19 protein-coding genes are annotated in these 18,031 nt (G+C 55.6%); 3 read left to right on the forward strand and 16 right to left on the reverse strand.

From position 1 onward, the window contains the following. Positions 1–17 precede the first annotated feature (17 nt). The 6 genes from adhP to AAIR21_RS02965 form a co-directional block, all read right to left on the reverse strand. On the reverse strand, positions 18–1,028 hold the full coding sequence (adhP, locus tag AAIR21_RS02940) for an alcohol dehydrogenase AdhP (RefSeq protein WP_020884077.1): 1,011 nt from the start codon (positions 1,026–1,028) through the stop codon (positions 18–20). Between the two features lie 204 nt (positions 1,029–1,232). Further along, entirely contained in the window at positions 1,233–2,942 is a 1,710-nt protein-coding gene (locus AAIR21_RS02945) for an ABC-F family ATP-binding cassette domain-containing protein (protein ID WP_020884078.1), read from the reverse strand. A gap of 323 nt (positions 2,943–3,265) precedes the next feature. Then, positions 3,266–4,963 carry an NAD-dependent malic enzyme gene (locus tag AAIR21_RS02950; protein WP_020884079.1) on the reverse strand — a complete coding sequence of 566 codons (1,698 nt, stop codon included), beginning with the start codon at positions 4,961–4,963 and terminating at the stop codon, positions 3,266–3,268. Between the two features lie 177 nt (positions 4,964–5,140). Continuing rightward, a complete protein-coding gene (gene sra, locus AAIR21_RS02955) occupies positions 5,141–5,278 on the reverse strand; it encodes a stationary-phase-induced ribosome-associated protein (protein WP_183516340.1) in 138 nt (45 codons plus the stop codon). Between the two features lie 95 nt (positions 5,279–5,373). Continuing rightward, on the reverse strand, positions 5,374–5,589 hold the full coding sequence (gene bdm, locus AAIR21_RS02960; RefSeq protein WP_020884080.1) for a biofilm-dependent modulation protein: 216 nt from the start codon (positions 5,587–5,589) through the stop codon (positions 5,374–5,376). Between the two features lie 231 nt (positions 5,590–5,820). Next, complete coding sequence (locus tag AAIR21_RS02965) at positions 5,821–6,672, reverse strand: Vmh family MBL fold metallo-hydrolase (RefSeq protein ID WP_025204138.1); 852 nt, start codon at positions 6,670–6,672, stop codon at positions 5,821–5,823. Between the two features lie 111 nt (positions 6,673–6,783). On the opposite strand from AAIR21_RS02965, the gene AAIR21_RS02970 reads away from it, so the two are divergent. Then, entirely contained in the window at positions 6,784–7,659 is an 876-nt protein-coding gene (locus tag AAIR21_RS02970; RefSeq protein ID WP_020884082.1) for a LysR family transcriptional regulator, read from the forward strand. A 23-nt stretch (positions 7,660–7,682) separates the two neighbouring features. On the opposite strand, the gene AAIR21_RS02975 is transcribed toward AAIR21_RS02970, so the two are convergent. Further along, entirely contained in the window at positions 7,683–8,642 is a 960-nt protein-coding gene (locus AAIR21_RS02975) for a hypothetical protein (protein WP_068794656.1), read from the reverse strand. A 127-nt stretch (positions 8,643–8,769) separates the two neighbouring features. Here AAIR21_RS02975 and AAIR21_RS02980 point away from each other — a divergent pair, with 127 nt between their 5' ends. Then, positions 8,770–9,198: an OsmC family protein gene (locus AAIR21_RS02980; RefSeq protein WP_014170171.1), complete on the forward strand. Its 429-nt coding sequence runs from the start codon at positions 8,770–8,772 to the stop codon at positions 9,196–9,198. 77 nt (positions 9,199–9,275) lie between these two features. On the opposite strand, the gene AAIR21_RS02985 is transcribed toward AAIR21_RS02980, so the two are convergent. From AAIR21_RS02985 to AAIR21_RS02995, 3 genes are all read right to left on the reverse strand, one after another. Further along, positions 9,276–9,695: a hypothetical protein gene (locus AAIR21_RS02985; RefSeq protein ID WP_183516341.1), complete on the reverse strand. Its 420-nt coding sequence runs from the start codon at positions 9,693–9,695 to the stop codon at positions 9,276–9,278. Between the two features lie 73 nt (positions 9,696–9,768). Then, the gene (locus AAIR21_RS02990; protein ID WP_230391351.1) at positions 9,769–10,065 is read right to left on the reverse strand and encodes a polymorphic toxin type 44 domain-containing protein; all 297 of its coding nucleotides are present in this window, start codon (positions 10,063–10,065) and stop codon (positions 9,769–9,771) included. A gap of 148 nt (positions 10,066–10,213) precedes the next feature. Beyond that, positions 10,214–11,119: a LysR family transcriptional regulator gene (locus AAIR21_RS02995; protein WP_183516342.1), complete on the reverse strand. Its 906-nt coding sequence runs from the start codon at positions 11,117–11,119 to the stop codon at positions 10,214–10,216. A gap of 154 nt (positions 11,120–11,273) precedes the next feature. On the opposite strand from AAIR21_RS02995, the gene AAIR21_RS03000 reads away from it, so the two are divergent. Further along, positions 11,274–12,023 (forward strand): SDR family NAD(P)-dependent oxidoreductase, encoded by a 750-nt coding sequence (locus AAIR21_RS03000; protein ID WP_183516343.1) that lies wholly within the window; start codon positions 11,274–11,276, stop codon positions 12,021–12,023. A 29-nt stretch (positions 12,024–12,052) separates the two neighbouring features. Here AAIR21_RS03000 and AAIR21_RS03005 read toward each other — a convergent pair whose 3' ends face one another. The 6 genes from AAIR21_RS03005 to ddpX are packed head-to-tail and all read right to left on the reverse strand — an operon-like array spanning position 12,053 to position 18,020. Continuing rightward, a complete protein-coding gene (locus AAIR21_RS03005; protein ID WP_044867223.1) occupies positions 12,053–12,982 on the reverse strand; it encodes an oligopeptide/dipeptide ABC transporter ATP-binding protein in 930 nt (309 codons plus the stop codon). Further along, positions 12,975–13,961 (reverse strand): ABC transporter ATP-binding protein, encoded by a 987-nt coding sequence (locus AAIR21_RS03010; RefSeq protein WP_020884089.1) that lies wholly within the window; start codon positions 13,959–13,961, stop codon positions 12,975–12,977. The genes AAIR21_RS03005 and AAIR21_RS03010 overlap by 8 nt, the downstream gene beginning before the upstream one ends. Further along, positions 13,958–14,854, reverse strand: a complete 897-nt coding sequence (ddpC, locus tag AAIR21_RS03015) for a D,D-dipeptide ABC transporter permease (protein WP_020884090.1) — start codon at positions 14,852–14,854, stop codon at positions 13,958–13,960. The genes AAIR21_RS03010 and ddpC overlap by 4 nt, the downstream gene beginning before the upstream one ends. Continuing rightward, positions 14,851–15,873, reverse strand: a complete 1,023-nt coding sequence (locus AAIR21_RS03020) for an ABC transporter permease (protein ID WP_014170162.1) — start codon at positions 15,871–15,873, stop codon at positions 14,851–14,853. Before AAIR21_RS03020 ends, ddpC begins: the two co-directional genes overlap by 4 nt. 23 nt (positions 15,874–15,896) lie before the next feature. Next, positions 15,897–17,429: an ABC transporter substrate-binding protein gene (locus AAIR21_RS03025; RefSeq protein ID WP_020884092.1), complete on the reverse strand. Its 1,533-nt coding sequence runs from the start codon at positions 17,427–17,429 to the stop codon at positions 15,897–15,899. A 15-nt stretch (positions 17,430–17,444) separates the two neighbouring features. After that, positions 17,445–18,020, reverse strand: a complete 576-nt coding sequence (gene ddpX, locus AAIR21_RS03030) for a D-alanyl-D-alanine dipeptidase (RefSeq protein ID WP_014170160.1) — start codon at positions 18,018–18,020, stop codon at positions 17,445–17,447. Positions 18,021–18,031 lie beyond the last annotated feature (11 nt).

The following is an 18,031-nucleotide window of genomic DNA, read 5'->3' on the forward strand; positions in this document are numbered from 1 at the left end:
CCCCCGGCAACCGGCGATTAAGAGCGTAAATCAATCACCATACGACCGCGGATTTGACCCTGCTCCATCTCTTTAAAGATGGCATTGATATCTTCCAGCGGACGCATTGTCACTTTTGGCACCACTTTGCCCTCTGCTGCAAACTGGAATGCCTCCATCAGGTCCTGACGGGTTCCCACCAGCGAACCGACGACCTGAATGCCGTCCAGAACCAGGCGTGGAATATCCAGGCTCATCGCTTCCGGCGGCAGGCCCACGGCGACCACGCGGCCACCCGCACGCACGGCATCCACCGCTGAGTTGAAGGCTGCTTTTGCCACGGCAGTTACCACCGCGGCATGTGCGCCTCCGGTTTTCTCCTGAACAATTTTCGCTGCATCTTCGCTGCGAGAGTTAATGGTTAAATCTGCCCCCATGCTCGCGGCCAGTTTCAGCTGTTCATCGTTCACATCAATGGCGATGACCTTGGCGTTGAACACGTTTTTAGCGTACTGCAGCGCAAGGTTACCCAGACCACCAAGACCGTAAATCGCAATCCACTGGCCCGGCTTAATGTGGGACACTTTTACCGCTTTGTAGGTGGTGACCCCCGCGCAGGTGATGCTGCTCGCCGCTGCGGAATCCAGACCGTCCGGCACTTTTACCGCATAATCGGCGGTCACGATGCACTCTTCAGCCATCCCACCGTCAACGGAATAACCCGCGTTTTTCACATCCCGGCACAGGGTTTCGTTGCCGGTATTACAGTATTCGCAGTGTCCACAGCCTTCAAAAAACCATGCCACGCTCGCACGGTCGCCAATTTTCAGCGAGTTGACGCCTGGGCCAATCTCTTTAACGATCCCTATTCCTTCGTGACCCAGGATCACCCCGGTCTTATCGCCGAAATCACCGTTCTTCACGTGAAGATCGGTATGACATACGCCGCAGCATTCCATCTTCAGCAGGGCTTCTCCATGCTTAAGCGGACGTAATGATTTTTCGGTGACATTGACCTGATGATCCTGAGTGACAACAGCAGCCTTCATATGTTTCTCCTTGTTCATGATGAGATTCTGCATAGCAGGTGTACTACTTCTTAAGGATTAATACTTAGGCGCGTTAATGCAAGGTGGCAGCAACATAATGTCATCATTTGATTCGATTTCGGATTAAGAATACAGCGATCCTCTAATAATCAGGGGGGCGTTCAGGGGCAGAGCGGCCCGGCGAGACGCTCGCCGGGCGCGGACTTACAGTTTTGCTTCTATCGCCTCAATCTCCTGGCGCCATTGCGCCTGCAACTGCGGCTTCTGGTGCTTCGGTTTGCGAGCCAGGTCTTCCTCCAGCAATGTCTCCAGCGCGATCAGCCGTTCAAGCAGGTCGTCAAACTGCGAAGGGCGATCGTGCTGTTGTTTCGGTGAACACGGCGATGTTATCAGGCCTGCACTTTCACGCAGCCGTTCAAAGACCGCTTCGGCGTCATGCCATTCACTCAACCTGCCGTCCTCAATCAGCCAGAAACGGTTGCAGCTTTGGCTGATTAATTGACGGTCATGGCTGACCAGCAGCACGCCACCTTCAAATTGCTGCAGGGTTTCTGTCAGCGCCTCTTTGCCTTCCATGTCCAGATGGTTGGTCGGTTCATCCAGCATCAGCAGGCTATAGCGCGCTAACGTCAGGCCAACAAACAGCAGGCGAGAGCGTTCTCCACCGCTGAGCGTACTGACTTTCTGACCGTGACGTGGCCACGCAAAGCCGGCACCGATCAGGGCCATCTTGCGATTCTGCGGATCGGGTGCAAACGGCTCCAGTGCATCAAACAGCGATGCATCGTCCGGGAGCTGGTTCAGCGTCTGGTCATAATAGCCAGGCGATACGCGTGGATGGAGTTTCAGCCCATCGTCAGCCTGCTCGCCGCGAAAATGCCGCCAGATCAGCTTCATCAGGGATGATTTACCACAGCCGTTACGTCCAACGATGGCCACGCGGTCGCCGCTTTTGAGACGCGCGATGTCAATGTTAAACAGCGCAGGCAGCCCGGGAGCCGGCGGCACCGCGAGGTTTTCCAGCTCAAGCAGACGATCGGCCCGTAGCGCGTCGCCGCGCAGGGTTAATGTCCACTGACTTCCCGCCGTGATCTCCGTCTGGCTCTCTTTCAGCCGTTCAACCTGCTTTTCCATCTGTTTCGCTTTGCGGGCCAGGTCTTCGTTGTCGTAGACTTTGCCCCAGGTCGCCAGTCTTTTTGCGCTGGCCGCGACGCGGTCGATCTCCTTTTGTTCTGCCTTGTGGCGCTGCGCATCACTTTCGTCTTTCGCATCCAGCGCTTTGCGTGCGGCGGTGCAGGGAAGGGCAAAGTAATGCAGCATCTTATCGCGCAGGATCCAGCTGCCGTTGGTCACGGCATCCAGCAGCTGCCTGTCATGTGAAACCAGCACAAAGCTGCCTGACCAGGCCTGTAAAAACTGCTCCAGCCAGAGCATGGTGGGTAAATCGAGGTGGTTACTCGGTTCATCCAGCAGCAGCAGGTCCGGCGCATTAATCAAAGCCCGCGCCAGCAGCAGACGCGTATGTTGCCCGCCGCTCAATGTTGCCGAGGTTAATGTCCAGTCCTGCGGCGTAAAGCCCATACTCGCCAGCAGCGTTTCCGCTTTCCAGCGCAGGCTCTCGCGTTCAGCTGCAGGCAGTTGTGCCAGCACGGCATCCAGCATGCTCAGGGGGTAAATCCCGTCCGGCAGATGTTGTTCTACGCGCGCCATGATGCAGTGCCCGGCCAGCGCGACCGTTCCGGCGGCAGGCGTGTCCGTACCGTCCAGCACCTTCAGCAACGTACTTTTACCGCAGCCGTTGTCGCCCAGCAGACCGATGCGATCGCCTTTTTTCAGCGTAAAGGAGAGCGAGTCGAAGAGCGTACCAAACGCCGTATCAACACGTAGAGATTGTGCAGTGAGTAAAGTGCTCATTGTTGCTTACCCAAGAGTTACAGGCATGTTTATGCCTCGTCAAACATCGCTGACGATAACTCAGTAAGCCCGAGAGAAGGGATTTCAGGGGTTGGTGTCTTCGCTCAAGCAGAAGTTATCGCAGCACGATACCGATAACGCTTGAGCTGGTGCGATCACCAAATGTATGTGAAACATTGAAAATTTCACAGTACAGCATAATTGGCCTCCTTATATATTCAGTAGTTTAATGGATGAAGGCAGTGTAGCGGGGATTTTACGGCCCGGCAAGCGCGGGCAGAATGGCAGGCCGGGAGGCATGATTGCCTGACCCGGCCTGTTCTTTAGATAGACGTTCTGCGATAGCTGCGGTATTCCGGCATCCAGAAGTTGTCGTCAATGGCCTGCTGCAGCGCATCGGCGGAGGTTTTCACCGCCACGCCTTGCTGCTGTGCCATTTTTCCTACTGCGAAAGCGATCGCGCGGGACACCTTATGAATGTCTTTCAGCTCTGGCAACACCAGGCCTTCACCGTTATTCACCAGCGGTGAGTGTTTCGCCAGGGTTTCGCTGGCTGACATCAGCATTTCATCGGTAATGCGTGACGCACCGGACGCGATAACCCCCAGACCAATCCCCGGGAAGATGTAGGAGTTGTTGCACTGCGCGATCGGATAGGTTTTATCCTTCCACACCACCGGGTCGAACGGACTGCCGGTTGCCACCAGTGCGTTACCTTCGGTCCAGGCGATGATGTCCTGCGGCGTTGCTTCTACACGGGAAGTCGGGTTAGAGAGCGGCATCACGATAGGGCGTTCACAGTGCTTGTGCATTTCGCGAATAATCTCTTCGGTGAAGAGACCGGTTTGCCCGGAAACGCCGATAAGAATGTCCGGCTTCACGTTGCGCACCACGTCCAGCAGGGAGAGCACCTCGTTGTCGGTATCCCAGTTTTTCAGATTCTCGCGTTTCTGAACCAGTCGGGTCTGGAACGGCAGGAGGTTAGGCATACCGTCGGTCAGCAGGCCGAAACGGTCAACCATATAGACGCGGGAACGGGCCAGTTCTTCACTCAAGCCCTCGCGCTGCGTCTGAGCAATAATCTGCTCGGCAATACCGCAGCCCGCAGAGCCTGCGCCCAGGAAGACGATTTTCTGGTAGCTCAACTGGCTGCCTGCCGCACGGCTGGCGGCGATCAGCGTCCCAACGGTCACGGCGGCGGTGCCCTGAATGTCGTCGTTGAATGAGCAGATGTCATCGCGGTAGCGATTCAGCAGCGGCATGGCGTTCTTCTGCGCAAAGTCTTCAAACTGCAGCAGCACGTTCGGCCAGCGTGCCTTAACGGCCTGGATAAAATCATCAACAAACTGATAATACTCATCGTCGGTAATGCGCGGATGACGCCAGCCCATGTACAGCGGATCGTTGAGCAGCTGCTGGTTGTTGGTACCCACATCCAGCACTACCGGCAGGGTGTACGCCGGGCTGATACCCCCACAGGCGGTGTACAGGGAGAGCTTACCGATTGGGATCCCCATTCCGCCAATGCCCTGATCCCCGAGGCCGAGAATACGTTCCCCGTCGGTCACAACAATGACCTTGATGTTGTGGTTCGGCACGTTCTGCAGAATATCGTCCATATTGTGACGGTTCTGATAAGAGATGAATACGCCGCGGGAGCGACGGTAGATCTCAGAGAAACGTTCACACGCCGCACCCACCGTTGGGGTGTAGATCACCGGCATCATCTCTTCGAGGTGGTTCTGAACCAGGCGATAGAAGAGGGTTTCATTGGTGTCCTGAATATTACGCAGGTAGATGTGCTTGTCGATTTCAGTCTTGAAACCCTGATACTGGATCCACGCACGTTCAGCCTGTTCTTCAATGGTTTCCACCACTTCGGGCAGCAGACCAAGCAGGTTGAAGCTGCTGCGCTCTTCCATGCTGAAGGCGCTGCCTTTATTGAGCAGGGGGAATTCCAGTAAAACCGGACCGGCATAAGGGATATATAAGGAACGATGTTTTTTCAGTTTGTTGTCCATGTCACTCACTCTTTTTTTTGAAGATCCGTCCCTGACACTGCTGTTTGTCATCTTTCTGGCCTGTGCGGTGGGGTGCGGTCAGGCGGTATTATAAAGGAGCTAAATGTTAATTACCGCAACACATAAACAAAAACACCATCGGTTTTGCCGATGGTGTTCAGGATCTCTTACTGGAACTTACTTGCCAGCGTGGCGTTTTCTGCCGGTGGCATGGGTGACTTGCGTTTCACTGTCGCCCTCAATCACCACTTTACGTTGGTTAGAAAGCTTGTAGCTCAGTCCCAGAATATGGCGTGCCTGACGGTTCGATTTCATCTTTACTCCTCAATCCTGTTGATAGTTTTAAGGACAAGTTTGCTTACGCAAACGAAATGTAACCCCTTAGGTTGCAGATCCAGCTTAGCAGGTTTTTACAAAGAGGCATTCTGTCCACTGACCACGTAGTTAATGGTCTGTTGGTAGATGTCACTGAGGATGTCATTGTCTGTGGATTCCACCCATTTGGTCAGTTCCATCAAAATGTCATCTTCAGTCACAGCACCATGTTCGGCGTGAAGACCCTGTGCGATCGCGTTAACGAGTTCAGGTTGTGCTGCTGCAGTATTTGCCGGATAATAAGTAAACATGCTGCCTCCGTGTCGTTGTCTGTGTAATGGTACGGCTCGCAAAAAATGTAATTCACAAACAGAATGGCAAATATTTCCCTTGCTGTGTCTAAGATTCATCTTAGAAATAAAAATGACATAAGTACATGCTTTTAGACACTTTTAGAAATGGAGAAATAATGACAGGGGACCAGGGGGAATATTTTGATGCCGCTCCTGCTATCCGAGAAAATAGCAGGAGCAGAGATTAATTTACCATTTCATTTCGCCGGTATTCACTTTCGCACTTAATTCCAGCGAGCTCTCTTCGGCCAGGCCCGGATACGCTTTTTTCATGGCGCTAATGACGCCAGCAGAATCTTTGTGATTAGCCAGCGTCTGCTCGAACCGCTGCAGATATTCACGGGTAAAATCGATAGCGCCGGTACCTGACGGTGGCGTCCCCAGATAGTGACCCGGGATCACGCGCTCAGGTTTGTGCGCCGCCATGTTTTCCAGCGTGTCCTGCCACTGCTGGCGACGTGCGCGGGTCTGGGTATCGGCCGTCCACAGATGGATGCCCCATGAAACGCCCGTGCCGCCAAGAATCGTCTTCGCTGATGGGATCCAGACATAGGCCGCGTAGCTGTCTGGCTGTTCAATATCGATTTTCTCACCATCAACCATAAACGTGGTGGAGGTCAGCACTTGGGGAACGATCAGCGTAGTTGGCGCGCCGTCTTTCATCTGTGGGCCCCAGAAGGCCAGCTTGGCATCTTTGGTGGCCTTGATATGGTCAACCACCTGCTGAGTCGCCACGACTTTCGCATTCGGGAACGCTTTAACCAGCGGCTGCAGACCAAAGTAGAAGTCCGGATCGCCGGAGGTGATCACAATCTTGTTCAGGGTTTTACCGCTGCGGCGAATTTTCTCCACCAGTGCTTCACCGTCTTTCACGCTGAACTGCGCGTCAAACAGGACGGCCTCTTTCGGGCCGGACACCAGCGTCGACGAGACCGCAAAAATGCCTTTCTCCTGCGGGTTCCAGGTATCAATGGTCAACGGTGCGGCAAAGACCGCCGGCGTGAAGAGGGTGCATAGCAGTGCAAGGCGAGTGAGCTTCATCATCATGTCTCTTTTTATCAGGAAAGACCCTATTGTACCGAACTCTACATTTGCCAGAATTCCTGAAACAAGACATGCTTAGTTTCATAAATCGAGCAAATGGAGCGTTATATGGATCGCGTTATTGCCGCACAGGTCTATAACCGGATTTGCGAGCTGGGAAGTTTGAGTGCCGCAGCCCGTGCGCTGGGCATTTCCCGGCCCATGGTAAGCCGTTATCTTGAGCAGATGGAGAAGTGGGCGGGGACCCGCCTGGTGAACCGCTCAACGCGTAAGCTGACGCTGACCGCAGCAGGGGAAAAGGTACTGCAGAAAACGCGTACCCTTTCGCAACTGTCGCAGGAGATTGAAGGCCAGTCGGAGAAAGATTTACCTTCCGGCACCTTACGGGTAGCCTGCGCGCACTTTACCGCCATGCACATGATTGCGCCGGTACTGCCCGGGCTGCTGGCGCGTTATCCGCAGCTCAGAATTGAACTGGATGTGAATAACCATCCCGTGAGTCTGGTGGGCGAGCGTATTGACGTAGCCGTGCGAATTACCGATAACCCGGAGCCGGGGATGATTGCCCGCAGGCTGGGCGAGTGCCGTTCGGTGCTTTGCGCCTCGCCGGACTATCTTGCGCAGCACGGCACGCCCGTGACGCCTGAGGATTTGGCGCAGCACAATTGTCTGCATTACAGCTTCTTTGCGGGTCAGTCGTGGCATTTTGTGACGCTGGAAGGCGAAAGCGTGAGCGTCGCGGTGAGCGGCAATCTTAGCGCCAGCATCTCGTCGTTGTTGATGGACGCGGCGGTTAAACATTGCGGTATTGCAATGCTGCCCGAGCACGAAGCGCAAGGGGCGCTCGAGCAAGGGCTGCTGGTCCCGGTGCTAACAGACTTAGTCCCTAAGCCGCTCGCCATTCACGGGATTTACCAGTCGCGGGAATATCAGCCTGCGGCCCTGCGCGTCTTTCTTGATGAAATTGCAGGGCATCTGAACTGATGCCCGCGCAGTGAGCCTGTGGCTTATTTCGTCGTCAGCCAGGGCGACGTCGTGCTCCAGAAAATAATATCTGCGCCGAGATACGCTTCTGCGAACTGAACAAATTCATCTTTGGTGAAGGGCTTGCCGGTAGCCGGGTTTCGGTAGGTGAGCGTGGGCTCCTGAACGGCCATGGCGACCAGCGGCAGTTTGTTTTTATACTGGTTAAAGAACGGATAGGCGTTTTTCATTTGCGCCTTGCGGTTGGGAACAATATCCGGTCCGCCAAGCCCGATATTATGGGCACTGGCGTATTCAAACAGCCGCCCCATGTAATTATGGTCATTGTTCCATTCACACGGCCAGAAGTTCACATATTGTACGACATGGGATTGCGTGAAAACCTTTCGCGCAAAGGCGAGGTTTTCCATTTCTCCGGCAAAATAGTTGTCGCACGAAAATCCTGTCGGCGGCTTTTTCTCATCAAGGTCAATCGCGGTTTCCGGTAAGTTCACACCGTAAACCTGGCCATCAAAACGCTTCGCCAGGGCTGCCAGTAAGGCCTGATACCGTTCACGCACGGCAGGATCCCACTGCCGGGCTACCCAGCCTGAACCTGTTGGTTTCCCTTCACCAGGGTTGTCAAACTGCGGAGAAATACCGCCGCTGTACTTCGTGTCTGCCATCAGATAATCAGGGACATACCGGGCATCTTTTTCGAAGAAGCGATCCTGAATTTGAATAAACAGCTTTTTATCGCTGGCCTTCAGGCGCGCCAGGTCTCGCTCTATGGGTGAGAAGTCATATCTGTCTTTCTCAGGCTCCAGTGCACGCCAGTTATAAACAATCTGCGCGCCACCGATATCACGACGGGCGATAAACGCGGCGGCGGCATCAAGGTCGCCCGAGCTGGTATAGATAAAATTCTCCGGCGTGCTGGCAAAGAGGGGGAGCGTCACGGCGAGCGTGGTCAGTGCCACGACAAGCCTGGTGTTTAGCATCATAGGCCTTTCCCTTTTGATGGTTCGAAGTGATGTATCGAATCAGCGCCAACCAGAATACTCTGTGTTCCAGGACGCGTCAGATCTCTGGTCTATACTTAACCCTTTGTAAGCCAAAAGGAGAGCAAGAATGACAATTCATAAGCACGGTTCAGCACACTGGTCTGGCGATATTAAACGCGGAAAAGGAACTGTTTCTACCGAGAGCGGCGTTCTCAATCAACAGCCTTACGGCTTCAACACCCGTTTTGAAGGCGAAAAAGGGACCAACCCGGAAGAACTGATTGGTGCCGCACACGCAGCCTGTTTTTCGATGGCACTGTCGCTGATGCTGGGTGAAGCAGGCTACACCGCCGATTCCATTGATACCACCGCAGACGTGTCACTGGATAAAAAAGAGGGCGGTTTCGCCATTACGAAGGTCGCACTGCAGAGCAAGGTTACTGTCCCTGGCATTGACCCTCAGCAGTTCGATGGCGTTATTCAGAAAGCGAAAGCCGGCTGCCCGGTTTCCCAGCTGTTGAACGCGGAAATCACGCTGGATTACACGCTCAATTAAACCAAAGCTCATTAAAAGCCCTCATGCGCGCAGCTGTGCGCATGAGGATAGGTGTATTTGGGGTAGCAAAAAGAACCTTAACGCGTGCCGGTTGCGTTAAGGCTGATAATGGGCATGATGGCCACATTACCTGCGTAAAAGAGATCTGAATTCGTAAACGAATAAACACGCCCGGTGAGGTTTACATTGACGTGAGAGCCGTAGCCAGAGATTTTGGCGTCGCCAGTGTCAGCTACCATAAAGGGTGAGCGTTTCTTCAGGTGCTCCAACAGATTATCCTGCAGTTTTGTGTCCAGGTAATAGCGATAAACATCTGAAACCGTCGCACCCCCGCCTTTGTACTTTGTAACGTACAAATAGACCTCGGGTGTAATTTGTTGTTGTGAGTAAAGGTCATCATCCGGTGACTGGTTTGCAAAATACTGAAACCCTACAAAAACCAGCAGCGCGGCAGTTAGCGCTCTGTGCAGCCACTTAATAACCGTGCTGTTTGGCATAATCTATTCCCTGTTTAATCCAAAACTGGTCATGAGGGTCATCCCCGTAAGGTAACTCACCGTACCATGTTCCTCATTGCGGCTTCGACGTTCCCGCCCGGCTTTGTGCAAAACCCGCGCCCATATACAAGGTTGCTTCTGGTATCCCTGCTGCAAACCCGGTGGCCCCATAATTAAAATTACCAAAATTAGCCAGGTCACGGCGTTGCTGTTTGTAATCCCACGGGCCACGATTTTTGACCTGTTGATAGAACCAGTAATAGGTTTGCGGTAGCGCCATATTCCGCCCTGCGCCATGCGTGCTAGCTTCACGCATATTGCTATCAATTAACCTTGTGCCTCCACTCGGCATTTGTGGCAATACAGCCATAACGTCATCCTTAACGTTTGATTTTTGGGTAGATATCAACCCATTATCCGCACCAGGTCAATAAAAAAACGCTGAATTAAAGGATAGAAATAAATGCATTAGCACCGGATTTTCATGGACTATAAAGTTTATCCGTATTTTGCTCCGGCTATCCCTTCAGCGCGTCAGGAAACACCTCTGCCAGCCAGGCGATAAACACTCTCAGTCGATGTGTCAGATGCCGGTTCTGCGGATAAACCACATGAAACGGATAAGCGTCAGGTCGCCAGTCGCTAAGAATTTCAGTTAACGACCCCGCCTGTAAATGCCTTTTTGCCGAATACTGAAACGTCTGAATAATGCCTAAACCTGCCACCACCGCCGCCAGATGAGCGTTGCTTTCATTCACCCCAAGGAAGTGCGGAACGCTTATCTCCAGCCTTTCTCCCTTTTCCCTGAAGCGAAACGGGAACGCCCGACCGGTGACGGGAGAAAGGTAGCTAATCAGCTTATGGCCATTGCACAGCTCCCGCGGGTAGGCCGGTACGCCATGATGTTTTAAATAATCGGACGTCGCGCAGGTGACCATTTCAGCGTCGCCCAGATGACGGGCAATAAGGGAGGAGTCGTCCAGAGGGCCGCCGCGGATCACGCAGTCAACGTTACCGCTGATCAAATCCACGGGCCGGTCGGCCACGCCAAGGTCGATGCGTATTTCCGGGTAACGCTGCATAAAATCCGGCAGCAGGGGGATCAGCACGTCGCGCGCAGTTGAACCGCCCACATCCACGCGCAGATGGCCTTTCGGCGTCGCGCGAGAAACGCGAAACGACGTATCGATATCTTCAATATCAATCAGCACCCTGAGCGCTTTTTCATAGTACCCGGCACCCTCCGGTGTGGTGACTACCCGTCGTGTTGTGCGATGTAAAAGCCGGATCTCCAGGTGCGCTTCGAGCGATTTCACCAGCTTGCTCAGGGTGGCGATAGGCATATTCAGAGAATCAGCCGCACGCGTAAAACTTCCGGTTTCCACCACCCGCGTAAATGCGCGCATTGCCATGAGCTGGTCCATTCGTACTCCGGATTATTTCCACCTGTGAATAGTGATTTTCATTTTTGCCCGTTTTTTCATTAATCCTGCAACCGATAGAGTTTATTCAACGCAAGCGAAAACCTCTTCAACCGTTTTTGCGGGCATCCTGAAAACATGATTAAAGGTGAATAGTATGAATACGTCTCTCGCAGGTAAAATTGCCCTGGTTACGGGCGGTAGCACAGGTATCGGTCTCGCCACCGCGCAGGAACTGGCGGCCCAGGGCGCGAAGGTTTATATCACCGGACGTCGTCAGGCGGAGCTGGACGCTGCCGTTGCACAAATTGCCACCGCGGCGGTCGGCATCCGTGCGGACGTCTCTCAACTTTCCGACCTCGATAAAGTCTATGCGCAGATTGCAAAAGACGAAGGGCGTCTGGATATTCTGTTCGCCAATGCGGGTGGTGGCGACATGCTGCCGTTAGGCGCTATCACTGAAGAGCAGTTTGAACGCATTTTTGCGACCAATGTTCGCGGTGTACTGTTCACCGTGCAAAAAGCGTTACCGCTGTTATCTGCCGGATCGTCGATCATTCTGACCGGATCCACGGTGTCCATTAAAGGAACCGCAAACTTTAGCGTATACAGCGCCAGTAAAGCCGCCGTGCGCAACTTTGCCCGTTCGTGGGCGCTGGATTTGCAGGGGCGCGGTATTCGCGTCAACGTGGTGAGCCCGGGGCCCATCAAAACCCCAGGGCTGGGTGACCTGGTGCCAGAAGAACATCGTCAGGGGCTGTATGACGCGCTGGCCGCCCAGGTGCCGCTGGGACGCTTAGGCGCGCCGGGGGAAGTGGGGAAAGCGGTGGCGTTTCTGGCCTCAGATGCAGCAAGCTTTATCAACGCCACCGAACTGTTTGTCGACGGTGGAATGGCGCAAATTTAAACGTGAAACAGCGCCACCCTGCGTGGCTATTAGCTCAGATTGCGCCAGCAGCGCACGCTACAGCCCTCAACTGAAGGCTGTAGCGACTGCGGGCGCTCGCACCCTTGCGCTGCCTGCGGACAGCGGTCCCGGAAAAAACAGCCGGTGGGAAGGTGACGATTGCCAGGAAGCTCTGTTTTACGCAGCGCCAGGTTTTCATCCAGCGGTTCACCGGTTCTGGGAACGGAATCAAGCAGCAGCCGGGTGTAGGGATGGCGCGGCCTGACAAGCACCTGATCGGTGGTTCCCAGTTCCACGATCTGGCCCAGATACATCACCGCCACACGATCGCTCATGTGTCTGACCACCGAGACGTTATGTGAGATCAACACATAGGTGAGGTTCCGTTCCTGCTGCAGTTTTACCAGCAGGTTGAGGATTTGCGCCTGCACGGAAATATCCAGCGCGCTGGTGGGTTCGTCGAGCACGATGATGTCTGGATTGGACGACAGCGCCCGGGCGATAGCAATGCGCTGGCGCTGCCCGCCTGAAAAGGCATGCGGTAACCGGTCAAGATATTCCGCACGAATACCCACCTGCATCGCCAGCGTCTCTGCAAGCTGGCGCCGTTCGCGTTCACTGCTGCGTTTTTGCACCCACACCGGCTCGGTGATGATGCGCCACACCGGTAAACGCGGGTCGAGGGAAGAGAGCGGGTCCTGAAAAACCATCTGCATGCCGCCCGCGTGATGCGTCCGCTGATAGTCGCCGGTGCTGGGCCTGAGCATGCCCATCAATAGCTGTGCCAGCGTGCTTTTCCCGCAGCCGGATTCCCCAACAATGCCCAGCGTTTCGCCGCGACGGATCTGCAGGTCCAGCCCATTGAGGGCATGCACCTGTTCCGTGACGCGGCCCAGCCAGTTTTTGCGCGCGGGAAAGTTGACATGCACGCTATCCAGTTCAAGCAAAATGTCAGACATGGTGTTTCTCCCGTTGCGGGTACCAGCAGGCAGCCATCTGGCCCTCTGCACCATTAGGAAGCAAGCGCGGTGCCTCACCGCATTTCGTCCCGGCGGCAAAGCAGCGCTCGCGGAACGCGCAGCCTTGAGGAAGCTGGCTGAGATTAGGCACCGTGCCGGGAATGGCCGGAAGCAACTCGCGCGGCGCACCGTTTTCAGGTGCACATTGCAGCAGACCTATGGAGTAGGGATGAACGGGATGGTGGATCAGCGTTTGCGTGGCACCGCTCTCAATTACGCTTCCCGCGTACATCACATACATCCGGTCACAGAGCTGGGAAACCACGGCCATATCGTGGCTGATAAACAGTACCGAGGTTCCGCTGGCCCGCGCCTTGTGCTTCAGCAGACGCAGGACCTGCAGCTGCACGGTCACATCCAGCGCCGTGGTCGGCTCGTCGGCGATGATAAGTTCAGGCTCGCAGGAGAAGGCAAGGGCGATCATCACCCGCTGACGCATGCCGCCGGAGAGTTCAAACGGATAACGCGCCATCACCGCTTTCGCGTCCGGGATTTGCATCTCCTCCAGCAGGGCAATCGCTTTTTGCTGCGCCGCGCGACGGTCGAGCGGCTGATGCTGGCGGATCACCTCCACCATTTGCTTACCAATCCGCCGCGTTGGGTTCAGGGCGGTCATGGGCTCCTGAAAAATCATCGCCACTTTTGCCCCGCGCCACTGGCGAAGCTGTTTTTCCGATGCGGTCAGAACATCTTCTCCCAGCAATGTCACCTGACCGTGATGAATTCGGTAGCTGCCTTCCGGCAACAGGCGCATGGCGAGCATGGCGGTAACCGACTTCCCCGACCCCGACTCGCCCACTACGCCGACAATCTCACCCCGTTTAATCTCCAGCGAGACGTGGTTCAGCGCATGAACCTCACCGCGGTATATCGGGAAACTCAGATGTAAATCCTCGATGGTTAAAACAGAGTCGGTCATGACTGTTTCCCTCCTGATTTCGGATCCAGCAGGTCGCGGATGCCGTCACCAAAAAGATTAAAGCCCACGGCGGTAATCAAAATGGCCGCGCCAGGAAAAGCGCAATACCACCACTGGTCAAGTACATAGTTGCGCCCTACGGCAACCATCGCGCCCCATTCGGCGGTGGGTTGCTGTGCGCCCAGACCGATAAAGCCCAGCGTGGCGGCCATCAGAATGGCGCTGCCAATATCCAGCGAAGCCTGCACAATCAGCGGCGGCAGGGCGTTGCGCAGAATATGCCAGCTGATTAAATGCCAGCGTGATGCGCCGAAGGTGCGGGCCGCCTGAACATAGGTAAACTGGCGCACGACAAGGGTTTGCCCGCGTGCCAGACGCACGTAAAACGGAATACGTACAATCGCGATGGCGAGCATTGCGTTAAACAGGCTCGGCCCCAGCGCCGCCGCCAGCGCCATGGTCAGCACCAGCGAGGGAATGGAGAGCATCACGTCCATAATGCGCATAATAATGGCGTCGCCGCGCCCGCCCAGCACGCCAGACAAACAGCCCAGCAGCGAGCCAATACCACCCGCAATCACCACGACGGCCAGCCCCGCGCTGATCGACTGCTGGCTGCCGGCGAGCACCCGGCTGAACAGATCGCGGCCAACCTCGTCGGTGCCAAACCAGTGTTCGGCAGACGGAGCCTGCAGACGCGCGGTCAAATCCAGCGCATTGGGGTCATGCGGCACAATCCACGGTGATGTCACCATCAGCAGGAGCATCAGGATCATGATCGCGGCGCCAATCAGCGTGAGGGGACTTTTACGCAGCATCCAGAACAGTTTTGCCCAGTTGATGCCTGCTTTCGCTGTTTTAACCGGGACGGGCGTTTCCTGAGTCAACATCATTCGGCACCTCCGCGCCCGATTCGCGGGTCAACCCACAGATAGAGCAGATCGACCACCAGATTAACCAGCACATAGGCCAGTGAGACTACTACCGCGAAGCCCATGACGGCAGGGAAATCGAGCGCCTGAATAGAGGTGACGACCCAGGCGCCCATTCCCGGCCAGGCAAAGACGGTTTCGGTGAGGACTGCGCCATACAGCAGATCGCCCAGTGCCAGTCCAAGCACGGTAATTGACGGGATCATCGCATTGGGCAGGGCATAGCGCAGCACGATGTACCAGCCGGGCAATCCGCTGGCGCGTGCGGTTCGTATGTAATCTTCACTGAGCTGCTCCAGCATGGCCGAGCGAACCTGACGCGCCACAATGCCGAGATGAACAAATGCCAGCGTCATCGAAGGTAAAATCAGATGCTGCAGGGCATTGAAAAAGACCTCCCCGTTGCCTTCCAGCAGCGCATCCACCAGATAAAAGCCGGTAACGCGCGTCGGCGGATCGAGCCAGTCGTCAAGCCTTCCGCCGCCCGGCAGAAGTTGCAGATGCCCGTAGAAGAGGACAATCACTCCCAACCCAAGCCAGAATGCGGGCGTTGAAATGCCCGTCATCGCCATTAAGCGCACCAGATGATCCAGCCAGCGGTCACGGTAGACCGCCGATAAAATCCCCAGCGGCACGCCGATAACCAGCGCCAGCAGCAGGGAACAAAAAGCCAGCTCCAGGGTGGCCGGGAAAAAGGCCTTCAAATCTTCCGCAACCGGTCGCCCGGTGCGGATAGAGGTGCCTAAATCGCCATGGGCCAGCGCATCCACATAGCGACCAAACTGGATATACAACGGTTGATCCAGCCCCAGCTGCTGGCGGATACCTTGCACAATGTCGTCGCTGGCGCGGTCTCCGGCCAGCAGGCGGGCCGGATCGCCGGGGATCAGGTGTGAAATAATAAAGGTGATGATACAGACACCGGCCACCACCAGGATTAACCCCCAGCAGCGCTGGCGCACAATGCTCCAGAACGTCATACACTTTCCCCCGGCGAGAACCGTTATTTACTCATGGTGGCGATGTTAAAGACCTGCTCCAGCATTGGATTAAAGGTGAAGCCTTTCACCTCTTTGTTCATCGCCAGCTGGTAGTTCTTCTGGAACAGATACACGTAGGCCGCCTCGTCGATCACCACCTTCTGCGCCTGCTGGTAATCGTGGGTACGCTCCGCCTGATCGGTGGTTTTCAGGGCCGCCTTCAGCAGGGCGTCGACCTCTTTGTTCTCGTAAAACGAGCGGTTACCCGGCAACCCTTTTTTGTCCGACTCAAACCAGTAGTTCATGAACATGTACGGGTCGGCAAAGTCCGGGCTCCAGTTGCCAATAGCGATGTCATAGTCACCTTTCCCGACACGATCGCGCATGGTGGCGTTAGCCAGTTTTTCCAGCTTCACGTTGATGCCGATCTTGCCGAGGCTCGCCTGCGTGGACAGGGCGATCGGCTCCCAGTTGGGGTCGTTGTCTGAATAGAGGAATGTCAGGCTTGCTGGCTTGTCTTTGACTTTCTCCAGCGCGGCTTTGGCTTTGGCCTCGTCAAAGCTGTACTGCATTGCCGTGGCGTCAAACCCCCACATGCCGTCCGGTATCGGGCCGCGCATCTGTTTACCATTGCCGCTCAGGATGCCTTTCACCATCCCCTGATAATCCGTTGCCCAGGAGACAGCCCGACGTAAATCCACCTGATTGAGCGGGGCTTTGCTGTTATTCAGATAAAGATAGGTCACGCGCAGGGACGGATATTCCGCCACCGCCACTTTGCCTTCTTGCTTAAGGGCTGAAAGCTGATCGACGGGCAGTGAATCGGCGATATCCAGATCGCCACGGGAAAGCTGCAGGCGGCGTGAAGCGCTTTCACCAATAATTTTCACCGAAACGCGCTTGAAGTGCGGCTTCTCACCCGCCCAGTGTGGATTCGGAACGAGCACCAGCTGCTGACCTTTCTGCCAGCTTTTCAGCATGAATGGCCCGGAGCCGGCGGTGTTTTGCGCTAAATAACCGCGTGCATCATCGGCAGCGTTCGCCTTTAACACCGCCGGGTTAACGATCGACGCACCGTCGTTGGCCAGGGTGTAGAGGAACGGGGCAAACGGCTGGCTGAGGGTGAATTTCACCGTGTGCGGATCGACCGCATCAATTTTGAGATCTTTCGGGAACGCTTCAGACGGCCCCTGGCTAAGCTTCAGCAGACGTTCAAAGGAGAGTTTTACCGCCTCGGCAGTAACCGGCGTGCCATCGGCGAATTTTGCGTTATCGGTAAGGGTAAAGGTCCACTCTTTCTGATCCGCTGACGCCTTCCAGCCCGTTGACAGGTCGCCCTCCACCTCGGTGGAGCCTGGCTTGTACTTCACCAGACGCTGATAGGCGGGGTAAGTCACCGTCCAGTCGTTGTTATCAATGGTCACCGCCGGGTCGAGCGTTTGCGGGTCGGCCGCTTTTCCGATCACCAGCATATCTTTCGGGACGGCAGCCAGCGCAACCGGGGCGCTGAGTGCCAGCGAGGCGGCGATCAGGGTAGTAAGAAGCGTTGTTTTCATGGCAGTGCTCCAGTTTTAAAGAGGGGTGTGCGTCAACGGGAAACAGGCAAAACGATCGTCAAGCAGGGGATAGCTGGCCGCGTTCGGCAGCTCGAAGTGCCACCATTCGCTGCTGATCCCCACAAAGCCGCCACCGGACATGATGGCGTTAAGCAGCAGGCGATTGCGCTGCGCGTGCGGCGGCACGGACGGGTGCCAGGCATGCGAGCGGTCGTGCATTTCGTCAAAACCGGCCCCCATATCCAGCACGGTGTTCTGTTCGTCCATCAGCGTAACGTCGATGGCCGTCCCGCGGCTGTGGTTGGAACCAATCGCCACATCAACCACGTATTCCGGGTTCGGGCAGGCATCCCACAACTGAGCCTGCGCCTCCTGCGGGCGATAAGCGTCGTAGACCACCAGCTTCAGCCCGGCCAGTGCGGCGATGCTGATGGCTTTCGCCAGCGCGGTGGCCGCATCGGTATGCAGCAGGCACAGCGCCTCCTGATAAATCGGACGACCCGTGATGTTGTCGGCTGTGGCGTATTTCAGATCGATATGCAGCGCAGGGAAGGTCTTCGCCACATCGATCAGTTCACTCTCTGGGGGCATAGCTCCGCTCC

The sequence above is a fragment of the Enterobacter sp. PTB genome (assembly GCF_051130085.1).
In the GTDB taxonomy this organism is placed as follows: Bacteria; Pseudomonadota; Gammaproteobacteria; order Enterobacterales; family Enterobacteriaceae; genus Enterobacter; species Enterobacter ludwigii.